The sequence below is a fragment of the Alcanivorax sp. genome, assembly GCF_051117345.1.
In the GTDB taxonomy this organism is placed as follows: domain Bacteria; phylum Pseudomonadota; class Gammaproteobacteria; order Pseudomonadales; family Alcanivoracaceae; genus Alcanivorax.
Window position 1 is genome coordinate 1 of sequence record NZ_JBNPEC010000246.1, and the last position, 23,020, is coordinate 23,020.

Below are 23,020 nucleotides of genomic sequence, written 5' to 3' on the forward strand. Positions count from 1 at the left end.
GGTAGAACTGGCGGACCGGCCCGTACTGGTCCCCCAGGTCCACAGCACCCACCCGCTGGCCCTGCCTGATGCCTCGCCGGTCACCGTGACTATCACCCTGGAAGACTCGGACATTCAGCTGCCCCTGCCCGTCACAGTGAAACGCCAGCAGGGCCTGGAAATCGGCATCATGTTCAGCCACCCGTCCGTTGACGACATGCAGCATCTGCGTCGCCTGGTCATGCTGCACCAGGGGGATGAAGGCGAAGACAACCCCAGCGACCTGCTACCGCGCTAGCTAACCGGAACCACCAATGGCCGATACCCCGTTTGAAGACTCCCAATTCATCGACCGGCTACGTCTGGGAGACCGGGCGGCGTTCGGGCAGCTGGTCAAGGCCCATCACAATATGTTGCTGGCTACTGCCCGCACGTTGCTCAGCCCGGCTGATGCCGAAGAGGCCGTGCAGGATGCCTGGATAGCCGCGCATCGAGCGATCGCAAAATTCGAAGGGCGCAGCCTGTTACGCACCTGGCTGACACGCATCGTGATCAACCAGGCAAAAATGATGATCCGGAAGCGTGGCCGGGAAATTCAATTTGATCCCACCAATGACCCTGACGCACTGGCGCATCGCTTCCACGGCGACGGCCACTGGCAGCACCCGCCGCAGCACTGGGAACTGTCCAGCCCGGACAACCTGCTGACCCGCGAAGAACTGCGCCGCTGTATGGAAAAACACCTGCATTTCATGCCCGACAGCCAGCGCCTGGTGCTGGAGCTGCGCGACATGCAAGGCCTGCCTGCGGACGATGTTTGTAACATGCTGGAAATCAGTGCATCCAATGTTCGAGTATTACTTCACCGGGCAAGAGCCCGTTTATTCGAAATGGTGGATCACTTTCAGGAGACAGGCGAATGCTGAAATGCCAGCACCTCGTTGAAAAGGCAGATGCATTGGTTGATGGCACGCCGATCAGCCGTCGCGAGCGCTTCGCTCTACGCCTGCACCTGATGATGTGCCACCATTGCCGGCGCTATGTACGCCAGCTTCGTGCCATGCTTGGTTTTTTGCCACGCGACAAGCAGCCCTTGGAAGAAGCCGCTATTGAGGACATTCTCAAAAAGCTGGATTCTCCACAAAATCAGCCCTGATGCCTCGCCCCCTGTTTTTCCCGGTCACAACCTCTGCGTTATTTTAATCCCGGTGTCGCCCGGTCACCCGCTACCCACTTGATGCTGTCCATCACATCGAAGCCCAGGCTGATGCCGTTGATGATCAGCAGCAGTATCGCCAGCCCCACCTCTGTCGCACCTGCCTCCGAACGGAAGCCGCTATCGGACAGCAATACCAGCAGATAGATTGCCAATGGAACCCAGGCAATCAGATGAGGGATCGACAACACCTTGTTCATGCCCCTGTAAATCCACATCAGCGGCACATTGGTCACTACCACGAACAACGCCGCCAGGCTGGCGGCTACCCCCACTCGGGTATCAAGCAGGAAAAATGGCAAGCCATTCACCGGCACAAGAATGCCTACCACCCAAACCTGCACCCACAGTGGCAAACTGCGTAACGAACGCCAGATATCATCCATCCGATCCATCATTTTTCCCCGGCAAGGTTTCTGGTTAGCACAAGTGATGCCACAAACCTGAGCGTGTTACAGGGTCAATGTCAGGAACCCTGAATCCGATCGTCATGCCAGCGGCTGCCAGCCAGCAAACGGCGGCCATAGCGCTACCCGGCTTCCCCGGCACAATACGCGGCGGTAATCGGGTGGCTGGGGTGTTCAAATACCTGACGGCAGGCGTTGGATTCCACCACGCAACCACACCCCGCTTCGACCCAGCATACCGTCACACTGTCAGCGATACGCCTGGCCTGAGCCAGATTATGAGTCACCATTAGCAGGGTATAGCGGCCCTTCAAGGAGACGATCAACTCCTCCACCACTTTCGAGGATACCGGATCCAGCGCCGAGCAGGGCTCGTCCAGCAGCAACACCTGAGGTTCCAGCACCAACGCCCGGGCAATACACAGGCGCTGCTGCTGACCGCCGGACAGGCCCAGGGCCGATTGATGCAAGCGCCCCTTCACTTCCTCCCACAACCCCACCGCGCGCAGGGCCTGTTCCGCACAGCCATCACGCTCGCGGCGAGGCACGCCGTGTTCCGACAGAGGGAAACGCAGATTATCGATAATCGACAACGGAAAGGGATTGGGCTGCTGGAACACCATGCCGATCTGGCGACGCAGTGTTGCCGGGTCGCTGCGAGCAGAAATAACGTCTCCATCCAGCAACACGCGACCACTGACCCAACACCCGGGAATACTGTCGGTCATACGATTGATACTGCCCAGCAGGCTGCTCTTGCCACAGCCACTAGGCCCGACCAGTGCCATCAGCTCGCCACCGCCCACGGTAAGGCTGGCCTGTTCAATGGCCGCCTGATTGCCGTAATGCACACACACGCCTTGCAGTTCCAACGAAGGGGGCATCATCAATACAGCACTCCTTGTGCCGGGCGCAGCCAGCGCCGCACCAGCAGATTCAGTATCACCAGAATGGCCACCAGCACCAGACCGGTGGCCGCCGCCCGCGGCATGCCACCGGGCACGTTCATGGCCAGATCGTAGATATGCACACTCAACGCGCGACCGGAATCCATCACCGAGTCCGGCCGGCGCAACACATAGCCGGCGGTGAACAACAGCACGGCGGTTTCCGCCAATGCCCGGCCGATGCTGAGAATAATCCCCACCGCAATCCCCGGCGCAGCCTGCGGTATCAGGATGCGTTTTACCCAGCCCCAGCGGCTGATCGAAAGCGCCTCACCTGCCTGCCGATAAGACAGCGGCACCGCCCGCAGGGCCTGCTCGGCGCTGCGGATCATCAGGGGCAGCACCATCAGCGCCAATGCCAGGCCACCACTGAGGATGGAAAACCCCAGCCCCAGGCTGATGGCGAAAAACTGGTAGCCGAACAGGCCGTAAACGATAGAGGGCACTGCCGCCAGCATATCCAGCACCCCGCCCAACCATTGCGCCCGACGGGTACCCGCCGGCACCTGTTCACTGAGATAGAGCGCACAGCCAAGCCCCAGCGGCACGGCCACCAGCAAACACACCGCCAGAATCCAGCCGGTGCTGATCAACAACGCCGCGATACCGCCGGCACGGCCAGCCTGGCTCGGATCCTCCAAGAGAAAGTCGACGGATAGCACATCACTGCCCTGCGCCATCAGAGACCACAGCATCAACCCCATGGGCACCAGCACCGCCAGCAACAGCAATGCCCCAGTCACTGCCGCAAGACGATCAGGCCAGCGCATGCTTGTCCCCCCGCAACCGCCAACTCAGCAGCAGCAACAGCGCGGTAACCAGCAACAGCAACAGCCCGCTGGCAAACAGTGCCACTCGATGGTCGCCAGTGGCATAGGCCATTTCCAGGGCGATATTGGCGGTTAATGTCCGTACCGGGTCGAACAGCGAGCCAGGCCACTGCACCACATTGCCCGCCACCATCAATACCGCCATGGTTTCCCCGAGAGCACGACCGAATTGCAGCACCAGCCCACTGACAATGGAGGGGCCGGCCTGGGGCAACAGGACCCGGCGCAGCATACCCACCCGGGACAGGGACAACGCCTGCCCGGCCTGCAGGTAGCGAACGGGCAACTGGCCCAGGGCCGTATCGGTGACCAGCAATGCCAGCGGCAGAATCATCAGGGCCAATACCAGCGAAGCCGCCAGCCAGGAGGCCCCCGGCGGTGCCCACTGATTAAGCCAGGGCACCAGTACCAGCATCCCCCACAGGCCATACACCACCGAGGGAATGCCGGCCATCAACTCCACCAGCGCCAGCGTCGGCCGGCGCAATGCCGGGGCGAAATATCGCAACCAGGCAGCCAGCAATACCGCCAACGGCCCGGCCATCAGCAGCGCCAGCACACTCACCACGATAGAACCGGCCACCATGGCCGCCATGCCATAACGGGCCTGGCCGGGTTGCCAGTCGTTGCGCCACAGGCCACTGCCATGGTCAAACAGAAATGGCGCGGACTGGATCAGCAGTACCAGCACGATACCGCCGAGCACCAGCACGGCCGCAGCGCCGGCCAGCCGCAACCCCCAGCTCAGCAGCCGGTCAGCGCGTGGCGGGAAGGAAGTAGTAAGCACGGTATATCTCGGCCTGGGCCGGGTCGGTGATGAAATCCAGCAGCGCCTTTGCCTGGGCCTGTAGTTCACCCTGGCTGACCAGGTTCAGTTCGCGGCTTAACGGGTAATCGCCCTGCTGCAGGGTCGCCAGGCTGGCCGGCACGCCCTGCAGCGGTAACAACCGCAGTGGCACGCCATGGTCCGCCTCATAAACCGCCGTACCAATGGAGACATAGCCAATGGCATACGGGTCGCCGGCCACCGCCTTGATCCCCTGCTGGTTTTCACCAATCACCAGGTCCGCCCGGATCTGATCGTTATCCAGGCCAAAGTGTTCAAGAAAGCGCTCCTGCGTCGATCGCCCGTCGGCCTTGTGCACCACGGTAATGGGCCGATCTGCGCCGCCCAGTGACGACCAGCTGTCCAGCGTTCCGGTGTAAATGGCGATAATCTGGTCCCGGGTAAGCGGCGCCACCGGATTCTCTGCGTGCACAATCAGGGCGATACCATCACGGGCTATCACATGACCGGTCAGGTCCTGCTCGTCCTGTTTCAACGCACGGCTGACCATGCCCAGATCCGCCAGCCCCTGGCGCACATCGCTGATGCCGCGACCGGAACCACCGCTCTGCACATCCACCTGCACCCCGGTCTGCGCCTCAAAACGTTCAGCCAGCTCGGCCATCAGCGGCGCGATGGTGCTGGAACCGGTAATCACCAACTTGTCCGTTGCCGGCTGGCAGCCCGTGATTGCCAGTACGAGCAATAGAGCGCCCCACATTGTCCGCTGCATCTCTTGTCCTTGTGTTCACTTTTTACTGTCGTCTTGGATGCCATCTTGACGCAATAATTACAGTCATGGCCGCTCGTCGGTGTAACCTGAACACAAAGATGGCATCTTTACTTCATTGCGCTAAACCGAACGCAGTGAAACCACGTTACACCGAAGCCACCACCAGAGGATCAACAATGCGTGAAGAGGTACAGAACTACTACGGCCAACAGCTGCACTCCAGTGACGACCTGCAGACCAATGCCTGTTGTGACCAGGAGCCGCCGGCCTATCTGAAACCCCTTCTTGCACAGCTCCATGATGAAGTGGTCATGCGCTATTACGGCTGCGGTCTGGTGGCACCCCAGCAGTTGAAAGGCATGCGTATTCTCGACCTGGGCTCCGGCTCCGGGCGTGATGTCTACCTGCTGTCCGCCCTGGTCGGCGAACAGGGGGAAGTGGTGGGCGTGGACATGACCGACGAGCAGCTGGAGGTGGCAAGACGTCATCAGAACTACCACCGCGACGTGTTCGGCTATGCGAAAAGCAATGTGCGCTTTCTGAAAGGCTATATCGAAGAGCTGGATCAACTGGATCTGGAGGAAGGCTACTTCGACATTGTGATTTCCAACTGCGTGATCAATCTCAGCACTGACAAACCCAAGGTAATACGTGACGTAAAGCGGCTGCTCAAACCCGGCGGCGAGTTCTTTTTCTCCGATGTGTATGCCGATCGTCGCGTGCCGCAACCACTCCTTAACGATCCGGTGTTGTACGGTGAATGTCTGGCCGGCGCCCTGTACTGGAATGATTTTATCAATCTGGCCAAACAGAACGGCTTTGCCGATCCCCGCCTGGTGGAGTCCCGCCGGCTGACCATCGAAAACCCGGACATCGAAGCCCGCCTGGGCCGACAACGTTTTTATTCCGCCACCTACCGTTTATTCAATATCGAGGGGCTGGAGCCGGCCTGTGAGGACTACGGCCAGGCGGTAATCTACCGGGGCACCGTGGAGCAGCACCCCCATGCCTTCATGCTGGACGATCACCATGTGATTGAAACCGGCAAGGTGTTTCCGGTGTGTGGCAATACTTGGTTGATGCTGGAAAAAAGCCGCTTCGCCGAGCATTTCACCTTTATCGGGAACTTCGATACCCATTACGGCATCTTTGAAGGGTGCGGGCTGAACGTGCCTTTCGAAGACGACACTGCCGGCGGTGATAACGCCCCCTGCTGCTGACCAATCTCAACCGACTGTAATCTCCAGCCGGTGACGGCATCCAATTTTTGAACGCATCACCTCGAGACTGTTATGAACGTCAAGAAAGGCCTGCTACTGGTTATCTTTGCCGCCCTGATTCTCAGCTATTTCCTGTTCGATCTTGGTCAGTACCTGAGCCTGGATTACATCAAGAATCAGCAGGCCTCGTTTAACGCTCTGTATCAGGAAAACCCGGCTCTGATTCTTGGCGGCTTCTTTATCATCTATGTAGTGGTTACTGCCTTGAGCCTGCCCGGCGCTGCCATTATGACCCTGGCCGCCGGCGCCCTGTTCGGTTTCTGGGTGGCCCTGGTACTGGTGTCGTTCGCCTCCTCCATGGGTGCGACACTGGCCTTTCTTGCGTCCCGGTTTCTTTTCCATGATGCGGTTCAGCAGCGCTTCGGTGAGCGCCTGAAAAAACTCAACGACGGCGTCAGAAAAGATGGGGCGTTCTATCTCTTTACCCTGCGGCTGGTTCCTGCTTTTCCGTTTTTTGTCATCAACCTGGTCATGGGCCTGACCCCCATCAAGGTGCGCACCTTTTACTGGGTCAGCCAAGTCGGCATGCTGGCGGGTACAGCCGTCTATGTGCTGGCGGGCACGCAACTGGGTCAGGTAGAGAGTGCCAGCGGATTGCTTTCGCCGGAACTAATCGGCGCTTTTGTATTGCTGGGCATCTTTCCCTGGATTGCCAAGTTCATCATGGCACAGCTGCAGGCCCGCAAGGTCTATCGCGGTTGGCAGAAACCGGACCACTTTGATCGCAACCTGATTGTCATCGGCGCCGGTTCCGCCGGGCTGGTGAGCGCCTATATCGCTGCCACCGTGAAAGCCAAAGTCACCCTGATTGAAAAGCACAAGATGGGTGGCGACTGCCTGAACACCGGCTGCGTGCCGTCCAAGGCATTGATCAAAAGCGCGCGTCTCGCCTGGCACGACAAGGAAGCGGACAAATACGGCTTTGATGCCATCCGCAGCGATTTTCGTTTCAGTAACCTGATGGCACGGGTGCATCGGGTGATCGAAAAAATCGAACCCCATGACTCCGTGGAACGCTACTCGGAACTGGGGGTGGATTGCCGCCAGGGCGAAGCGCGTATCGTCTCGCCCTGGGAAGTAGAAATTCGCAACGGTGACAACATCGAAACACTCACCGCCCGCAGCATTATCATCGCCACTGGCGCGCGCCCCTTTGTACCGCCCATTCCCGGCATCGAGGACATGGACATCCTCACCTCCGACAATCTCTGGGAAGTACAGGAGCAACCGAAGCGGCTGGTAGTGCTCGGTGGCGGCCCCATCGGTTGTGAGCTGGCGCAGACCTTCGCTCGCCTGGGCAGCCAGGTGATGCAGGTGGAAATGCTGCCGCGCATCATGCCCCGCGAAGATGACGATGCCGCCGCCCTGGTCACCGCCTCCCTGCAGGCAAGCGGCGTGGCGGTGATGACCGAACACAAGGCCGTGCGTTTTGCCCGGGAAGGCGACGACAAGGTGCTGTATGTGGACCATAACGGCGAGGAAAAGCGCCTGGTGTTCGATGCAGTGCTGGTGGCGGTGGGTCGTCGCGCCAATACCGACGGCCTGGGGCTGGATGAACTCAACCTGCCCACCAACGGTAATGGCACCGTCACCGTGAACGAGCTACTGCAGAGCCGCTACCCGAACATCTATGCCTGTGGTGACGTGGCCGGACCCTACCAGTTCACCCACACCGCCGCCCACCAGGCCTGGTATGCCTCAGTGAATGCCCTGTTCGGTTCATTGAAACGCTTCACTGTAGATTACCGGGTGATTCCCTGGGCAACCTTTACCGACCCGGAAGTGGCCCGGGTAGGGCTGAATGAGCAGGAAGCCGATCAGCAGGGCGTGGATTACGAAGTCACCCGCTACGGTATCGATGATCTGGACCGCGCCATTGCCGACAGCAATGACCACGGCTTCGTGAAAGTGATTACCGCCAGGGGCAGCGACAAGATTCTCGGCGTTACCATCGTGGGCGCCGGTGCCGGCGACCTGATCGCCGAATATGTTCTGGCCATGAAACACGGCCTGGGCCTCAACAAGATTCTCGGCACCATCCACATCTACCCGACCATGGCGGAAGCCAACAAGTTTGCCGCCGGCGAATGGAAAAGAGCCCACAAGCCCGAAGGCGTGCTGCGGTGGGTAGAGCGCTTCCATAACTGGCGACGATAGGCTGCTGTTTTCACCAGGCGCTCTCTCTCGTCTTGCAGACCGGGCGCCACCAGATTCTCACATCGTTTTCTCCGGAGGCCCCATGGCTGCTCGGCTACTGCTACCACTACTGTTATTACTTGCCAGCCCACTGATGGCCTTTGATCACCAGCGCTGGGATGCATTGCTGGATAACCATGTGCAATGGCAACGGGGCGGTGTCACCACCAGCGTTGATTATCGCGGCTTGCGCAATGAGCGGTCTGCACTCGACGCGTATCTGGGCGCTCTCTCGCAGGTTTCAAAAGATGACTTCGAGAGCTGGGGCCGGGACAAACAGCTGGCCTTTCTGATCAATGCCTATAATGCCTTCACTATCGACCTGATCCTGCGCCAGGACACCCTGCCCGACTCCATCCGCGATATCGGTTCCTTCTTCTCCGGCCCCTGGGATCAGCGCTTCTTTACCCTGCTGGGCGAAGCACGCACCCTGGACGAAGTGGAGCATGAAATGATTCGCGGCAACCCCGCACTGATGGATCCGCGCATTCATTTTGCTGTGAACTGCGCCTCCGTGGGCTGCCCCGCCCTGCGACCGGAAGCCTATCGGGCCAGGGAGCTGGAACAACAACTGGCCGACAGCACCCGCCGCTTTCTGTCCGACCGGCAGCGCAATCGCTTCAATGAAAAACCGCCACACCTGGCAGTCTCAAAGATTTTCGACTGGTATGAAGACGATTTTATCGATGCCGCCGGCAGCCTGTCCCATTACCTTCTGCAGTATGCGGATACGCTGGAGATACCCGCCAACCACCGAAAATCACTGGACGCGGAACAGCTGAAGATTCAATTTCTGGATTATGACTGGTCACTGAATCAATAAACCAACGGGAGCTGAGTCATGGAAGGCAACACCGCTTCGCACCGCCTGCTAGGTATCTGGCATTCCTTTCGCAATCTACCCCTGTGGCTGCAGGGCTGGGTGCTGCTGATCCTGATGCCCCTGAACGGCGCCAGCCTGTTGCTGCTGGGCAGCTTCAGCGGCCAAGCCACTGCTCTGGCCCTGCTACTGGTTCTGGCGGTAAATCTGCCACTGATGTGGCACCACGGCGGCATGAACAAGGACATGTCCCTGGTTCACCTGCTCGCCTGGATACCGTTGGAACTGGGCCTGCTAGGCCAACTCGCCGGCGTCTGGGGCGACGACTTCCTGACCCCCACCCAATGGGCCTTCACCGTAGCCGTAGTCATGGTCAACGCGGTCAGCCTGTTCTTCGATATTGTCGATGCCTGGTGCTGGGCGCAGGGGGACCGGGTGACGCTCCACCCAGACCATAGTTAACAGTTAACAGCTGCGCGGTTAAGGGTCCTATTATTTTCAACGTATGAGGCCGCGACCAAAGTCTGGTCGCGGCCTCATACGTTATATAAATCACAAGACAGAATCGCGAGCTGTTCACTATTAACTGTTCACTGCCTCACAAGTATTCCAACGCCTGCGCCACCGTACTCACCCCGATAACCTCCACCCCTTCGGGCAGCTGCCGTGGCAGGTTGGCTTTGGGGACGATGGCTTTCTTGAAGCCGTGTTTGACCGCTTCGTAGAGACGCTCCTGGCCTTGGGGCACCGGCCGAATTTCTCCGGACAAACCCACTTCACCAAACACTACCAGCTCACGGCCCAGGGCCCGGTCGCGGAAGCTGGAAACAATGGCCAGTACCTGGGCCAGGTCGGCGGCGGTTTCGGTGACCTTGACGCCACCCACCACGTTCATGAACACATCCTGATCCCCTACCTGGATGCCACCATGGCGATGCAGCACCGCCAGCAGCATGGCGAGACGATTTGCCTCCAGGCCCACACAAACCCGGCGCGGGTTGCCGAAGTGGGAGGCATCCACCAGCGCCTGCAGCTCCACCAGCAAGGGCCGGGTGCCTTCCCAGACCACCGTCACCAAGGAGCCGGAGGCGATCTCGTCGGCACGGTTGAGGAAGATGGCGGAAGGGTTCTTTACTTCTTTCAGGCCTTCGCCGGTCATGGCAAACACACCCAGCTCGTTGACTGCACCGAAACGGTTTTTCAGCCCGCGCAGGGTGCGGAAACGGGAATCCGTGGAGCCTTCCAGCATCAGTGAGCAGTCGATCATGTGCTCCAACACCTTGGGCCCGGCCAGGGTGCCATCCTTGGTGACATGACCCACTAACAACAGCACAGTGCCGGTCTGCTTGGCAAAACGGGTCAGTGCCGCCGCACACTCACGCACCTGGGCCACACTGCCCGGGGCCGACTGCAGGGCGGCCAGGAACATGACCTGGATGGAATCCACCACCAGCACCCGGGGCTGCTCCTTGCGAGCCAGATCCAGAATCTGCTCCACATCGGTTTCCGCCGCCAGCCGCAGCTGTTCCTTGGGCAGCTTGAGCCGGTCGGCGCGCATGGCCACCTGGGAGAGGGATTCTTCACCGGTGATATAGAGGCATTTCTGGCTGGCCGCCAGCTTGCACAACGTTTGCAGCAACAGGGTGGATTTGCCGGCACCGGGATGCCCGCCAATCAGGATCGCCGAGCCCGGCACCAGTCCACCGCCCAGCACCCGGTCCAGCTCACCCATGCTGGAACTGATGCGCGGGGTTTCCGCCAGCACGATTTCGCCCAGGTTCTGCACCTCAGACAATTGCCCGGAAAAACCACCACGACTACCGGCGCCTTTCGACATAGGTGTTGCCGGGTCATGGACGAATTCCTGCAGGGTATTCCAGGCGCCACAGGCCGGACATTGCCCCTGCCACTTGGGGAAATCAGCGCCACAATCGGTGCAGACAAAAGCGGTTTTTTTCTTGGCCACAAACAAGTCCTTCTTGTGTATTACTCTCTACGATAGCCGCTGTAGGAGCGCCGCTTGAGGCGCGAATCCAGGCCTGAAGGGAAGAATCAATTACCGCAGAGAACACAGAGATCACTGAGGATAAACCGGTTTTCTCTTAGAGCTCTGTGTTCTCTGTGGTGAAATCGAACTGGTTTTTCGCGCCTCAAGCGGCGCTCCTACAGCGGCTCCGCATGATACCGACTGTGCGAATCAGGCGATGGTTCGTTCCGGCCGACCGGTGATCTGGCAGAACAATTCATAGCTGATGGTGCCACAGGCGCGTGCAACCTTGTCCACGTCCACTTCATCACCCCACAGCTCCACCTCATCACCGACGTCGGCCTGGATACCGTTCAGGTCAATGGTGAGCATATCCATGGAGACCCGCCCCACCAGCACGGTGGGCTGGCCGTTGACGGCAGCCGGGGTGCCGCTGGGGGCGTGGCGCGGATAGCCGTCACCATAGCCCACGGCCACTACGCCGATGCGACCGGGCTGCGCGGCGGTCCAGGTGGCGCCGTAGCCCACCGTGTCGCCGGGCTGGACCTCATTGATGGCAATCAGGCGTGCGCTGAAACGATGGCTCACCGCCAGATCCAGCTGCGCCGCGCCTTGCCAGTCGAACGGGGACGATCCATACAGCATAATTCCAGGCCGCACTCGCTGGGCCCGGGTATGTGGGTAGCGGATCAGGGCGGCGGAATTAGCCGCAGAGAGGGGTAGACCCAAGGTAGCGGCGACCTCACCGGCCAGCCGCATCTGGGTGTCGCTGCGATCATCATCGGCTTCGTCGGCGCAGGCAAAATGGGTCATCACTCCCACCGGCTTCATACCGGCGGCAGCCAGTTGCCCGGCGGCTTCCTGGGCAATATCAGGGCGCAATCCCAGCCGGTTCATGCCGGTGTTCAGCTTTAGCCAGATACGCAGGGGACCGGGATCTTCCAATAGCAGGCTCACCTGCCAGGAGGAGTGCACCACCACTTCCAGCGACAGCGCCCGGGCCTGCGCAAGCTCGTCCCGGTCGAAAAACCCTTCCGCCACCAGAATCGGGGTGCTAACGCCGTGTTCGCGCAGGGCCCGCGCTTCTTCCAGCACCGCCACCCCGAAGCCGTCCACCTCCCCGGCCATCGCATCCGCCGCCACCGTCAGACCATGGCCGTAACCATCGGCCTTGACCATGGCAAACACCTGGGCCCCTTCCGCCAGGGCTTTCGCCCGCCGGACATTGTGACGGAGCGCCCCGGGGCGGATTTCGATACGAGTTCCTCTCATTAAGAGACGCTCCCACGCAGCCACGCCTCACGCTGGCACGCAAAACCAGACCGGCTTTTCCCTTGCAACTTGCATCTTGAAACTTGCAACTTGTTCACTCATCCATGGCAGACAGCTGCGCATAGTATTCCGGTGCCAGATCGTCGAAGCGCAGGAATTCACCCCGGAACGCCAGGCGCACGGTGCCGATGGGGCCGTTCCGGTGCTTGCCGAGGATGATTTCCGCCACGCCTTTTTCGTTGGTTTCCTTGTTGTAGACCTCATCGCGATAGAGGAACACGATCAAATCCGCATCCTGTTCAATCGCCCCGGATTCCCGCAGGTCGGACATCACCGGGCGTTTGTTGGGGCGTTGCTCCAGGGAGCGGTTGAGCTGGGAAAGCGCCAGTACCGGGCAGTTCATTTCCTTGGCCAACCCCTTGAGGTTACGGGAAATCTCGGAGATTTCGTTGACGCGGTTTTCCACGCCGGGCACCTGCATTAGCTGCAGGTAATCGACCATGATCAGGCCCAGCTCGCCGCCGCATTCGCGGGCAACCCGGCGCGCCCGGGCGCGCATTTCCAGAGGGCTCAGGGCCGCGGTGTCGTCGATGAAAATCTTCTGCTCACTGAGCATATGAATGGCAGAGGTGATACGCGGCCAATCATCCTTGTCCAGGTTACCGGAGCGAATCGAGCTCTGATTGATTCTGCCCAGGGACGAGAGCATCCGCATGACGATGGCATCGGCGGGCATTTCCATGGAGAACACCAGCACCGGCTTGCCGTTCTTGATGGCCACGTTCTCGCACAGGTTCATGGCAAAGGTGGTTTTACCCATGGAAGGACGCGCTGCAATCACCACCATGTCGGAGGGCTGCAGGCCGGAGGTGATCTTGTCCAGCTCCTCGAAACCGGTGGTCAGGCCGGTCAGCGAGCCCTTGTGCTTGTAGAGCTCATCAATGCGGTCCACCGCCTTTTTCAGCACGGTTTTGATGTCCAGGGGGCCGGCCCCTTTCTTCTGCTGTTCGGCGATCCGGAAGATCGCTGATTCCGCCTCATCAAGAATCTCCAGAGACTTACGGCCCTGGGGGGTAAACGCGTTCTTGGTGACATCCTGGGATACATGAATCAACTGCCGCAGGATACTGCGTTCGCGGACGATATCTGCGTAGGCGTTGATATTCGCCGCACTGGGGGTATTACGCGCCAGTTCGGACAGATAGTTCATGCCGCCCACATCGCTCAGCTGGTCAAGGTGGGTCAGCGCCTGGGACACAGTCACCAAGTCACAGGGTTTTTCCTCTTCCACCAGTTGCCCGATAACGGAAAAGATCTGCCGATGCTCCTTGCGATAGAAATCTTCCGTGCTGATCCGCTCGGCCACATCATCCCAGGCACTGTTATTCAGCAACAAGCCACCCAGAATGGCCTGTTCTGCCTCCAGGGAATTGGGGGGGACCCGGAGGTTTTCCGGCAAGTGTTTATCCAGCGACAGGGCATCATTCATGGGGCAACCAAAATCCAGTTTCGAGCTGAGCTACAAGCTTCAAGCTGCAAGCTACAACACGGGGGCAGGCATCCCTGTTTTGAAACGCTTTCGCCCGCGCCCATACTTTCTGCGCGGCTGCAGGCATTCAAATTCAAGAGGTGCTCTGAGCGCGTTGTAGCTTGCAGCTTGAAGCTTGTAGCTGCCATTAAAAAGGGCACTGCCCTTGCGGACAATGCCCTAATTCTGTCACCGCGCCCCGAAAGGGGCAAACCGGTTGTCGGTCAACTGTCGATTACTCGGCAGGAACCACAGCCAGCTTGATGGTCACGGTCACGTCGGCGTGCAGAACCACGTCGATGTCGTACTCACCAGTGTTACGCAGAGCACCGTGGGGCAGCTTCACTTCGGCCTTTTCCACTTCCACACCAGTGGAAGCAGTGATGGCGTCGGCGATGTCGCGGGTACCCACGGAACCGAACAGCTTGCCTTCGTCACCGGCCTTGGAGGTCACGGTCACGCTGGCTTCGTTCAGTTTTTCACCACGTTCCTGGGCGGCGGCCAGCTGCTCGGCAGCTTGCTTTTCCAGCTCGGCGCGACGCTGTTCCACTTCGGCCAGGTTGCCTTTGGTAGCCGGCAACGCTTTACCTTGCGGAATCAGGAAGTTACGACCGTAACCGGAACGCACATCCACCACAGCACCCAGGTCACCCAGGTTCTTGATCGTTTGCAGCAGGATCACTTGCATGATGGTCCCCTCGGCTTAATTGTCGTGGCTGTCAGTGTACGGCAGCAGCGCCAGGAAGCGGGCCTGCTTGATCGCAGAGGCCAGCTGACGCTGGTAGCGTGCCTTGGTGCCGGTAATACGGCTGGGCACGATCTTGCCGGTTTCAGTGATGTAAGCTTTCAGGGTGTCGAGATCTTTGTAATCGATGTACTCAACACCTTCCGCGGTAAAGCGGCAGAACTTGCGGCGGCGATAAAAACGGGCCATTGGATAATCTCCTCTTTAATCCTGGTTGAGGGTGTCCAGCGTTTGGGCAATCAGTTGCAAACGGTCCCGGGCGTCACCTTTGTAACCGGCGCGACTCAGGCAACCGGTAACTTTAATGCGCTGACCCTCTTTCAGGCTCTGCGCCTGTCGGGTCATCCCACCTGCCAGTATCACGGCAATGCGGGCCTGGACTTCGCGGGGATGGCCGTCTTCCAGTTGCCGGGAGCGATGCTCCAGCCACAGGCGTTGGCGCGGTACCCCTGCCGGCGTCACTATCACTTTTTCCAACGTGACAATCACACCAGTGAGTTCACAGCGATTGCTTTCCAAAATCAGCTGGCAGCCCCCTCCTTCTCGTCATTCTTGGCTAGCGGGGACGGCTCGGAGGCCGCCTTGTCGCAACGAATCACAAGGTGACGGATTACGGCATCGTTAAAGCGGAAAGTGTTTTCCAGCTCGCCCAGGGTCTCGCCGTCACATTCGATGTTCAGCATCACGTAGTGGGCTTTGTGGATCTTGTTGATCGGGTAAGCCAGCTGACGACGGCCCCAATCTTCAAGACGGTGGATGGTGCCCTTACCATCGGTCACGATCGCGCTATAACGCTCGATCATGGCCGGCACCTGTTCGCTCTGGTCCGGGTGAACCAGGAACACAACTTCGTAATGACGCATGTTAGCTCCTTACGGTTGCGATACCTCACGGCATCAATTCAGCTTCCCATCCGCCAAATGCTGGACGGTGAAGCAAGGAGACCTGCTCGACAGGCTAAAAGCCTATAGGACGCAGGAAGCGCGCGATTCTATCCCATTGCACGCCCTTTCCTCAAGGCATATCCGTTGCCATCCGGCAAAGACGGACGTATGCTCAGTAGAAACAAAACGCTACAAACGCTTACAAGAAGCGTCGTTAACCCTAAATCCCTGAAATAAAAGGGAAAACAACAAGAACGGGATACGACCATGAAATTTAGCGCTCTGGCCTTCGGCCTGTGCAGCCTATGCCTGCTGAGCCCCCTGTCTGCCGAGGAATCGGCCCCGCCACCCTGTGGCAGCCCGGTGGCCGTACCGGACAAACCGGTTCTTGAGGATTACCCGGATTACTCGGACTTCCTGCTGCAGGTCATGCAGTACAAGCAGGCCAATCGCGATCAGGCAGCCCATCAGGCAGCCTGCCCCCAGGATTACCAGCCGGAGCCGGTGGCCAGCAGCGACCCCACCGTGATTGATCAGCCGGAAACCCTGGACAGTGCCCTGGCCCGCACCGAGCGCCTGAGCCCGATTGATTACCAGCGCAACCGCACCTGGTATAACCGCTCCACGTCACAGAGTTTTGGTCTGCCGGCCCTGCCCGGCAACTCCCTGGCCGGAGAGCATATCCGCACGCTGCTCGGCAACGCCGGATCAGACACCCCACTGGTGCTACCGATGACCATTGTCGGCATGCAGCTAAACGGGCTGAACGATGGCGGCGAAGCCTGGAACCTGCTCACCGAACAGCTTTACCGAAACCTGTTTGGCGAAGAGCGCAAGGCAGACCTGGCCAGCCTGATGGCCGGCAACCCCAATGCCATCGTCGAGATATCCAGCAACGGCAATCTGATGCTTTACCTGGATGTGAACAATGAGTCAGTGCTGACCACCGGCCTCATTGAAGTGGAAAGCTGCCTGAGCAGCGGCTGCGAGAATTCGCCCTGACCCCGTGCAGATGTGAAAGAGGCCCCGGAGCACGCCATGTCCCTGATCCGCTTAATCATCCTGCTGACCCTGCTGGGGCCACTGCTGCCGGCGGGTGCCGCAGCCGCCGGTAGCAGCGGGCTGAGCCAACCCCAGCAACAGGCCTTGAAGCAGGCACTGGGGCCTCGACCGGACATTCATGAGTACAACCGCCAGGACCAGTTCGTCACCGACTTGCTGGCCTGGCAACAACGCAAGAGCCGCCTGACAGCCAGACTGGCCCGCGGCGAATCCATTGCCCCGCCCCGGCCCAGCAGCCCCAATGACTGGCACCACGTCACCGGCCCGGAGGACCTGGATACCGCTGTGCGCAATGCCGATGGCTATGTCCAACCGCAATACCGGGAACCGATTCGCTATAACCGCACCACCCATATCAGCTTCCCGCTGGCGCCACTGCCAGGCCAGACGCTGGCCGACAAAGCGCTCAGCGTCCCCGGCGCCCTGCCCGATAACCACGATGACATTCCGGAAATACTGCTGGAGGACAACGTACGCATCCAGCGGGAACTGTCCGTCAGCCGCACCCCGCTACCACTGCCCACACTGGAGCGTCAGACCGTCGTCAATCAGGCAGAACTGCGGTAAAAGGCAATTAAGAGTTAATAATGAATAATTAATAACTGGCAATTCAGGTTTGCGGTTTTCCCAATGCAAGAGGCCGCGCCCATCCCTGGGTCGCGGCCTCTTGCATCAAAAAAACAAAGCCGTTGCTCGCGCAACTATTAATTATTCATTATTAACTATTAATTGCTCTCCCGCTGTGCGCGCACGTGAAACAGCATCACCCCGGTGGCCACGGACACATTCAGGCTTTGCACCTCCCCGGCCATGGGGATTTCCAGTAGCTGGTCGCACTTTTCACGGGTTAGCCGTTTCAGGCCGGCACCTTCTGCGCCCATCACGACTGCCAGGGCACTCGGGGCCTGGAAGGCAAACAGAGATTCGCTGCGTTCTTCCAGCGCGGTGCCCACCACCCAGATGCCCCTTTCGCGGAGCTGATCCAGCAGGGTGGCCAGGTTGCCCACCTCGTAATAGGCCAGGCTTTCCGCCGCTCCCACCGCCGTGCGACAGGACACCGGCGTGAGCCCGGCGGCGTTGCGGCGCGGTACGATTACCGCATCCACCCCGGCCGCATCAGCACTGCGCAGGCACGCACCCAAGTTATGGGGGTCGGTGACATTTTCCAGAATCAACAGCCAGGGTCGCGCGGGTTTGCCGTCCAGCCATTGCAGCAAACCACTCTCATCGCCGGGCTTGCGGGGCCGCGCCCGGGCCACGATACCCTGATGCTGGGGACCGGCGTGCTTTTCCAACACTTCCCGACGCGCCCGCTGCACCGCAATGCCGAAATCCTTGGCGGACTGGATCATGGCCGCTAGTCGGGGCTCCTCCCGCTCGGCACGGCTGTCCTGCACGAACAGCTCCAGCACCGCCTCCGGACGGTGGCGCAATAGAGCCTCCACCGCGTGGAAGCCGGAATACATCAGGGGTTTCTGGGGTTTGCTCATGATTTACGCCTGCACGCTATACGCACCACGCGGACACGCGGCGGGGACAAAGGAGCTGCAGGAGCGACGCGCGCAGAGCACTGAGAGCGCCGCTCCTGGGGAAAAAACAGCCTAGCTCTTACTGCTACGCCGGGCCGCTTTTTTACCGCGTGGCGGCCCCTTGCGTTTGGGCTTGGCCTTGGGGATATCACCCTTGGCCAGCTTTTCCCGTTCGCTGCCGCCGCCTCTGCGATTACCGCCACCAGCTTTCTTGCTGCCGCCCTTGGGGCGACCCTTGCCGGACGGAGTAGACGATTCCAACTGCAGATCAATCTTGCGGTCTTCGGTATGCACTGCCGCCACGCGCACGGTGACGCCATCGCCGAGCCCGAATTTGCGGCCACTGCTTTCCCCGGTGAGAGTCAGATTGACCTCGTCGAAGTGGTAGTAGTCACTATCCAGGTTGGCCACGTGCACCAGGCCATCAATATGCAGCTCATTGAGCTGGATAAAGAGACCGAAATTAGCCACACCACTGATCACGCCCTCGAACACGTCACCGATATGCGATTCCATGAACTGGCACTTGAGCCAGGACACCACATCGCGGGTGGCATCGTCAGCCCGGCGCTCGGTCATGGAGCACTGCTCGCCGATGGCCACCATATCCGCCTGGCTGTAGGGGATAATCTTCTCAGCGGGAATCTTCGGCAGTTTGCCGGGATTATCCACGTGATTGGGCTCGGCTTCGCTACGGATCAGGAAACGGATGGCCCGGTGTACCAGCAAGTCCGGATAGCGGCGAATCGGCGAGGTAAAGTGGGTGTAAGCCTTGTAGGCCAGCCCGAAGTGCCCCTTGTTCTCCGCTTCGTATTTGGCCTGGGTCATGGAGCGCAGCATCATGGTCTGGATCACGTTGCGATCCGGGCGATCGAGGATCTGCTCGCGCAGGTCCTGATACACATGGGGTTTGGGCGCACCTTCCGACCAGCCCAGGCTCAGCCCCAGGCCACCCAGGAATTGCTGCAACTTGCTCAGTCGCTCTTCCTTGGGGGGCTCGTGGTTACGGAACAGGGCCGGCAGGCCTGATTTTTCCAGCAATTTGGCGGAACAGATGTTGGCGGCCAGCATGGCCTCCTCGATCATAATATGCGCCACATTGCGGGTCACCGGCACAATGGCCTGAATCTTCTGGTTTTCATCGTAGATGATACGGGTGTCATCGCTGTCGAAGTCGATGGCACCCCGTTCCGCACGGCGCTTGCGCAGCGCCAGGAACATTTCGTGGAACGACCAGATCATGTCCAGGGACTCATCGTCCAGGCTGGCCACGGTGTCCTGGGCCAACGGGGAATCCGGCTCTTCGATGATGGCGCCGACCTTGTTATAGGTCAGTCGGTGCCGCGAGCGCATCACCCCTTCACGGAAGACAAACCCGGTCAGACGACCGTTGGCGGAAATCCTCATGTCGCAATACAGACACAGCCGATCCACATGGGGATTCAGCGAGCAAAGGCCGTTGGACAAGGCCTCCGGCAGCATCGGCACCACCCGGTTGGGGAAGTAGACCGAGTTGCCACGGGTGGCGGCTTCCCGATCCAGGGCAGAACCCGGCGACACATAGTGACTGACATCGGCAATGGCGACGATCAGGCGCCAGCCGCCACGGGGGCGGCGCTCCACATAGACCGCGTCATCGAAATCCCGGGCGGTCTCATCATCGATGGTAACCAGCGGCAAATCACGCAGATCGACCCTATGGGCTTTGGCCTTGTGGGGCACGCCGGCACCGAAACGTTCGGCATCGGCTTCCACACCGTCCGGCCAGACATGGGGAATCTCGAAACGGCGCAGGGCCACCTCGATTTCCATGCCGGCCTGGTCCGGGGTGGCAATAATTTCTTCCAGACGCACCAGCACATGGTGGTCACGGCTGGGGTACTGGGTAATGGTCGCGCGCACATGGTCGCCCGGGTTGGGCTTGAGACCATTCTTGTCCTCAACCAGCACTTCACGGGTAATACGGCGATTTTCCGGCTGCAGGAAGCTGATACCGGCTTCCCGGTAGTAGCGGCCTACCACTTCGGTGGCAACCCGTTCGGTGATCTCTACGATGCGGGCTTCTTTCTTGCCAAAGCGGTTAACACCGGCATCACTGACCAGCACCCGATCCCCATCCAGGACTTTTTCCATCTGGCGGGGCCCCAGGAACAGGTCGCTCTGGGTCTTGTCATCGGGGATCAGGAAGCCGAAGCCATCTTTGTGTGCCTGAACTCGACCGGCGATCAGGTCCATACGGGACACCACGCCCAGCTTGCCATTGCGGTTCTGCACCAGTTGGGCATCACGCAGCATGGCCTTCAGGCGGCGCTCGAGACCGACTTCACCATCCTCGTCCACCTCCAGCAGGGAGGCGATTTGCTCAAACTCCATGGGCTTGCCATGGTCATTGAGCGCCTCAAGGATCAGTTCCCGGCTGGGAACAGGGTTTTCGTAGTTTTCGGCCTCACGATCGGCATGGGGGTCACGGTAACGTTTTTTAGGGGGCATTAAATTTTTTTCGGAAAGAGGGTTTGACATCCGGCCATCATATACTAGAATGCACGCGCTTTCGCGGTGAACCGGCCAGAAACGGTAAGCAACTTTACCTTATATTGAAGGGGTCGGTACAGCACGAAACGCCGAGGTGGTGAAATTGGTAGACACGCTAGCTTCAGGTGCTAGTGGGGGCAACCCCGTGGAGGTTCAAGTCCTCTCCTCGGCACCAATTCAAAGGGCTCCCAAACGGGGGCCCTTTTTCGTTTCAGGCCCAACACCACCAGTCTCCACTGAGCCAGGGTGCAGAAAGCCATGAATATCCTTCGTTCCATGATCGCTGCCTTCGTATTGGCCACCAGCTTGTTTCTGGCTCCGGTTGCCACCTATGCCGACGACGATAGCGCCAAACACCCCGCTATTCAGCAAGCTGACGCCCAGCGCGAGAAAGAAGCCAACCGCAAACGCTACCTGTTAGTGTTTCCGGCGGCAGTCATCGGCATCACCGTGGCACTGATCATCATTACCCGCCGCAGGAAGTAAGCCGAGCATCGGGAAACGACTGAGCAGCCCTCGGCGCCCACCGGCGAACCCCGACAGACTCCCGAGTATCAGGCGAACCGCCTCTTCCTGTCTGTCCGCCAGTAAACCGCTCTTTCATGTCAGCCTGATCTCATTCCCCCTACATCTCTATTACTGCCAGACTTCATGTTGTCACTTTCCTGTCATTGCCACTGACTAGGCTGCGGGCGTCCCCGATCAACAGGAAGCAACATGACTCAGCACACCTTTCCAGCCCTGCTACTTCTCGGCCTTGCCACCCTGTCGTTGTACGGTTGCGACCGGGACACCGACAATTCGCTGCTACCGCCTGTTGATATCGAATCACGCACCCCCGTCACTGACGAACGCATCGGCAATCTGGAAGCACCCATCCCGCCACAGTGCTATACAAAAACCGAAGCGGAGCACAATCCCTGCTACACCTGTCATCAGAATTACGATCGGGACAAAGCGGCAAGAATGAATCAGCTCGATGACGGGCACCTGCAAGGCGGTTACCTGTTTTCGGATGTGGGCGTCACCAATCACTGGGACAACCTGTTCGTGGATCGACGCGACTGGCAGGCAAGCATCAGCGACGAGCAGATCCTCACCTACATCAACCAGGACAATTACAGCGACCTGGCCGCACGCCTGAAACAACAGGGCTGGCAGGGCTTTACCCCCGATCTGGATAATTACCATCTGGCCGCCGAGGCCTTTGATGAGCAAGGACTGGCCCGCGACGGCAGCCACTGGGTCGCCTTTAACTACAAACCCTTCCCCGGCACCTTCTGGCCAACCAATGGCTCCACCGATGATGTGGTAATCCGACTGCCAGCTGCCTTCCGCGAAATCGACGGCAGCTACCAACGCGAGCTCTATTTGCTAAACCTGACGTTGCTGGAAATGGCAATCAAGCAACAGCAAAGCCTGTCGATTCCCGCCACCGATGAAACTCGCTTCAATACCGACCTGAATGGTGACGGCCGTGTGGCAGGCATCGCTCGCACCCTGAAAAAACGCCAGCAATACCTGGGAGATGCCCGCAACATCGACATCGCTTTTCAGCAATACCCGCAAGGCACCGAGCTCATGCATACGGTTCGCTATGTGGGCATTGACGACCATGATGTGATTGGCGTGCCTCCACGTATGAAAGAGCTGCGCTACATGCGCAAGATCCGGGCGCTGGAAAACCATGATGTTCGCAGCCGTTATGACCGCGAGCGCAAGGACAAGCACCGTGGCCTGCTGCCGACTTTCGTTGACCTTCACGAAAAAGGTATGGAAAACGGCATGGGCTGGGTCATGCAGGGTTTTATTGAAGACTATGATGGCCAGCTACGCCCGCAGACCCATGAAGAAAACCTTTTTTGCATGGGATGTCATGCCGCTGTGGGCGTCACCATTGACCAGACGTTCGCTCTGGCCCGCAAGGTGGATGGCGCAAAAGGCTGGGGCTATATCGACCTGCAAGGCATGCCGGATGCTGCCAACATCAGCGAACCCGGCGGCGAAATTCGCAACTACCTGAAACGGGCCGGGGGCGGCAGTGAGTTCCGGGAGAATCCGGAGATGGTGGACAAGTGGTACCATGCGGACGGCAGCCTGAATGAGCAGGCCATTGCTGATGCCGACGTCTCTACACTGAACACCCCTTCCCGGGAGCGAGCCCTGACACTGAACAAGGCCTATACCCCTTTTGTGTGTCACCAAAGATAAATTCATGGCTCGAGGTCCACCTGGTCACCCGCCGAA

At 59.4% G+C, this 23,020-nt stretch carries 25 protein-coding genes and 1 tRNA gene; 12 read left to right on the forward strand and 14 right to left on the reverse strand.

What is annotated here, in order from left to right; genetic code table 11:
- From ACFE0K_RS15390 to ACFE0K_RS15400, 3 genes are all read left to right on the forward strand, one after another.
- The coding region (locus ACFE0K_RS15390) for a PilZ domain-containing protein (RefSeq protein WP_434536905.1) at positions 1-277 on the forward strand (277 nt) is incomplete at its 5' end.
- 16 nt (positions 278-293) lie between these two features.
- Positions 294-905, forward strand: a complete 612-nt coding sequence (locus ACFE0K_RS15395; RefSeq protein WP_434536906.1) for an RNA polymerase sigma factor — start codon at positions 294-296, stop codon at positions 903-905.
- Entirely contained in the window at positions 899-1,135 is a 237-nt protein-coding gene (locus tag ACFE0K_RS15400; protein ID WP_434536907.1) for a zf-HC2 domain-containing protein, read from the forward strand. Before ACFE0K_RS15395 ends, ACFE0K_RS15400 begins: the two co-directional genes overlap by 7 nt.
- Positions 1,136-1,173: 38 nt before the next feature.
- On the opposite strand, the gene ACFE0K_RS15405 is transcribed toward ACFE0K_RS15400, so the two are convergent.
- The 5 genes from ACFE0K_RS15405 to ACFE0K_RS15425 form a co-directional block, all read right to left on the reverse strand.
- Positions 1,174-1,581 carry a hypothetical protein gene (locus ACFE0K_RS15405; protein ID WP_434536908.1) on the reverse strand — a complete coding sequence of 136 codons (408 nt, stop codon included), beginning with the start codon at positions 1,579-1,581 and terminating at the stop codon, positions 1,174-1,176.
- 143 nt (positions 1,582-1,724) lie between these two features.
- Complete coding sequence (locus ACFE0K_RS15410; protein ID WP_434536925.1) at positions 1,725-2,489, reverse strand: phosphate ABC transporter ATP-binding protein; 765 nt, start codon at positions 2,487-2,489, stop codon at positions 1,725-1,727.
- Complete coding sequence (gene pstA, locus ACFE0K_RS15415) at positions 2,489-3,319, reverse strand: phosphate ABC transporter permease PstA (RefSeq protein ID WP_434536909.1); 831 nt, start codon at positions 3,317-3,319, stop codon at positions 2,489-2,491. Before pstA ends, ACFE0K_RS15410 begins: the two co-directional genes overlap by 1 nt.
- Entirely contained in the window at positions 3,306-4,166 is an 861-nt protein-coding gene (gene pstC, locus ACFE0K_RS15420) for a phosphate ABC transporter permease subunit PstC (protein WP_434536910.1), read from the reverse strand. The genes pstA and pstC overlap by 14 nt, the downstream gene beginning before the upstream one ends.
- Positions 4,135-4,938 carry a phosphate ABC transporter substrate-binding protein gene (locus ACFE0K_RS15425; RefSeq protein WP_434536911.1) on the reverse strand — a complete coding sequence of 268 codons (804 nt, stop codon included), beginning with the start codon at positions 4,936-4,938 and terminating at the stop codon, positions 4,135-4,137. The genes pstC and ACFE0K_RS15425 overlap by 32 nt, the downstream gene beginning before the upstream one ends.
- Before the next feature lie 176 nt (positions 4,939-5,114).
- Between ACFE0K_RS15425 and ACFE0K_RS15430 the strand changes: the two genes are divergently transcribed.
- From ACFE0K_RS15430 to ACFE0K_RS15445, 4 genes are all read left to right on the forward strand, one after another.
- Positions 5,115-6,158 carry a methyltransferase domain-containing protein gene (locus ACFE0K_RS15430; protein WP_434536912.1) on the forward strand — a complete coding sequence of 348 codons (1,044 nt, stop codon included), beginning with the start codon at positions 5,115-5,117 and terminating at the stop codon, positions 6,156-6,158.
- Between the two features lie 72 nt (positions 6,159-6,230).
- A complete protein-coding gene (locus ACFE0K_RS15435) occupies positions 6,231-8,375 on the forward strand; it encodes an FAD-dependent oxidoreductase (protein ID WP_434536913.1) in 2,145 nt (714 codons plus the stop codon).
- Positions 8,376-8,457: 82 nt separating this feature from the next.
- Positions 8,458-9,237 carry a DUF547 domain-containing protein gene (locus ACFE0K_RS15440; protein ID WP_434536914.1) on the forward strand — a complete coding sequence of 260 codons (780 nt, stop codon included), beginning with the start codon at positions 8,458-8,460 and terminating at the stop codon, positions 9,235-9,237.
- A gap of 18 nt (positions 9,238-9,255) precedes the next feature.
- Positions 9,256-9,696 (forward strand): hypothetical protein, encoded by a 441-nt coding sequence (locus tag ACFE0K_RS15445; protein ID WP_434536915.1) that lies wholly within the window; start codon positions 9,256-9,258, stop codon positions 9,694-9,696.
- Between the two features lie 136 nt (positions 9,697-9,832).
- Here ACFE0K_RS15445 and radA read toward each other — a convergent pair whose 3' ends face one another.
- From radA to rpsF, 7 genes are all read right to left on the reverse strand, one after another.
- Entirely contained in the window at positions 9,833-11,200 is a 1,368-nt protein-coding gene (radA, locus tag ACFE0K_RS15450; RefSeq protein ID WP_434536916.1) for a DNA repair protein RadA, read from the reverse strand.
- A 231-nt stretch (positions 11,201-11,431) separates the two neighbouring features.
- Positions 11,432-12,493, reverse strand: a complete 1,062-nt coding sequence (gene alr, locus ACFE0K_RS15455) for an alanine racemase (protein ID WP_434536917.1) — start codon at positions 12,491-12,493, stop codon at positions 11,432-11,434.
- Between the two features lie 94 nt (positions 12,494-12,587).
- Positions 12,588-13,982 (reverse strand): replicative DNA helicase, encoded by a 1,395-nt coding sequence (dnaB, locus tag ACFE0K_RS15460; RefSeq protein WP_434536918.1) that lies wholly within the window; start codon positions 13,980-13,982, stop codon positions 12,588-12,590.
- 274 nt (positions 13,983-14,256) lie between these two features.
- Complete coding sequence (gene rplI, locus ACFE0K_RS15465) at positions 14,257-14,709, reverse strand: 50S ribosomal protein L9 (RefSeq protein WP_035245005.1); 453 nt, start codon at positions 14,707-14,709, stop codon at positions 14,257-14,259.
- A gap of 15 nt (positions 14,710-14,724) precedes the next feature.
- Positions 14,725-14,955: a 30S ribosomal protein S18 gene (rpsR, locus tag ACFE0K_RS15470; RefSeq protein ID WP_035245006.1), complete on the reverse strand. Its 231-nt coding sequence runs from the start codon at positions 14,953-14,955 to the stop codon at positions 14,725-14,727.
- 15 nt (positions 14,956-14,970) lie between these two features.
- A complete protein-coding gene (gene priB / locus ACFE0K_RS15475) occupies positions 14,971-15,285 on the reverse strand; it encodes a primosomal replication protein N (protein WP_297769819.1) in 315 nt (104 codons plus the stop codon).
- A gap of 2 nt (positions 15,286-15,287) precedes the next feature.
- Positions 15,288-15,629: a 30S ribosomal protein S6 gene (rpsF, locus tag ACFE0K_RS15480; RefSeq protein WP_035245010.1), complete on the reverse strand. Its 342-nt coding sequence runs from the start codon at positions 15,627-15,629 to the stop codon at positions 15,288-15,290.
- Between the two features lie 288 nt (positions 15,630-15,917).
- Here rpsF and ACFE0K_RS15485 point away from each other — a divergent pair, with 288 nt between their 5' ends.
- Positions 15,918-16,652: a hypothetical protein gene (locus ACFE0K_RS15485; protein ID WP_434536919.1), complete on the forward strand. Its 735-nt coding sequence runs from the start codon at positions 15,918-15,920 to the stop codon at positions 16,650-16,652.
- 36 nt (positions 16,653-16,688) lie between these two features.
- Positions 16,689-17,279, forward strand: a complete 591-nt coding sequence (locus ACFE0K_RS15490) for a hypothetical protein (protein WP_434536920.1) — start codon at positions 16,689-16,691, stop codon at positions 17,277-17,279.
- A gap of 158 nt (positions 17,280-17,437) precedes the next feature.
- Here the strand turns inward: ACFE0K_RS15490 and rlmB are convergent, their stop codons facing one another.
- The gene (gene rlmB / locus ACFE0K_RS15495) at positions 17,438-18,202 is read right to left on the reverse strand and encodes a 23S rRNA (guanosine(2251)-2'-O)-methyltransferase RlmB (RefSeq protein ID WP_434536921.1); all 765 of its coding nucleotides are present in this window, start codon (positions 18,200-18,202) and stop codon (positions 17,438-17,440) included.
- Between the two features lie 111 nt (positions 18,203-18,313).
- Entirely contained in the window at positions 18,314-20,731 is a 2,418-nt protein-coding gene (rnr, locus tag ACFE0K_RS15500) for a ribonuclease R (RefSeq protein ID WP_434536922.1), read from the reverse strand.
- A 130-nt stretch (positions 20,732-20,861) separates the two neighbouring features.
- Here rnr and ACFE0K_RS15505 point away from each other — a divergent pair.
- From ACFE0K_RS15505 to ACFE0K_RS15515, 3 genes are all read left to right on the forward strand, one after another.
- Positions 20,862-20,948: transfer RNA gene (locus tag ACFE0K_RS15505), tRNA-Leu, on the forward strand.
- A gap of 83 nt (positions 20,949-21,031) precedes the next feature.
- Complete coding sequence (locus ACFE0K_RS15510; protein WP_434536923.1) at positions 21,032-21,259, forward strand: hypothetical protein; 228 nt, start codon at positions 21,032-21,034, stop codon at positions 21,257-21,259.
- Positions 21,260-21,490: 231 nt separating this feature from the next.
- The gene (locus ACFE0K_RS15515) at positions 21,491-22,984 is read left to right on the forward strand and encodes a hypothetical protein (protein ID WP_434536924.1); all 1,494 of its coding nucleotides are present in this window, start codon (positions 21,491-21,493) and stop codon (positions 22,982-22,984) included.
- Positions 22,985-23,020 lie beyond the last annotated feature (36 nt).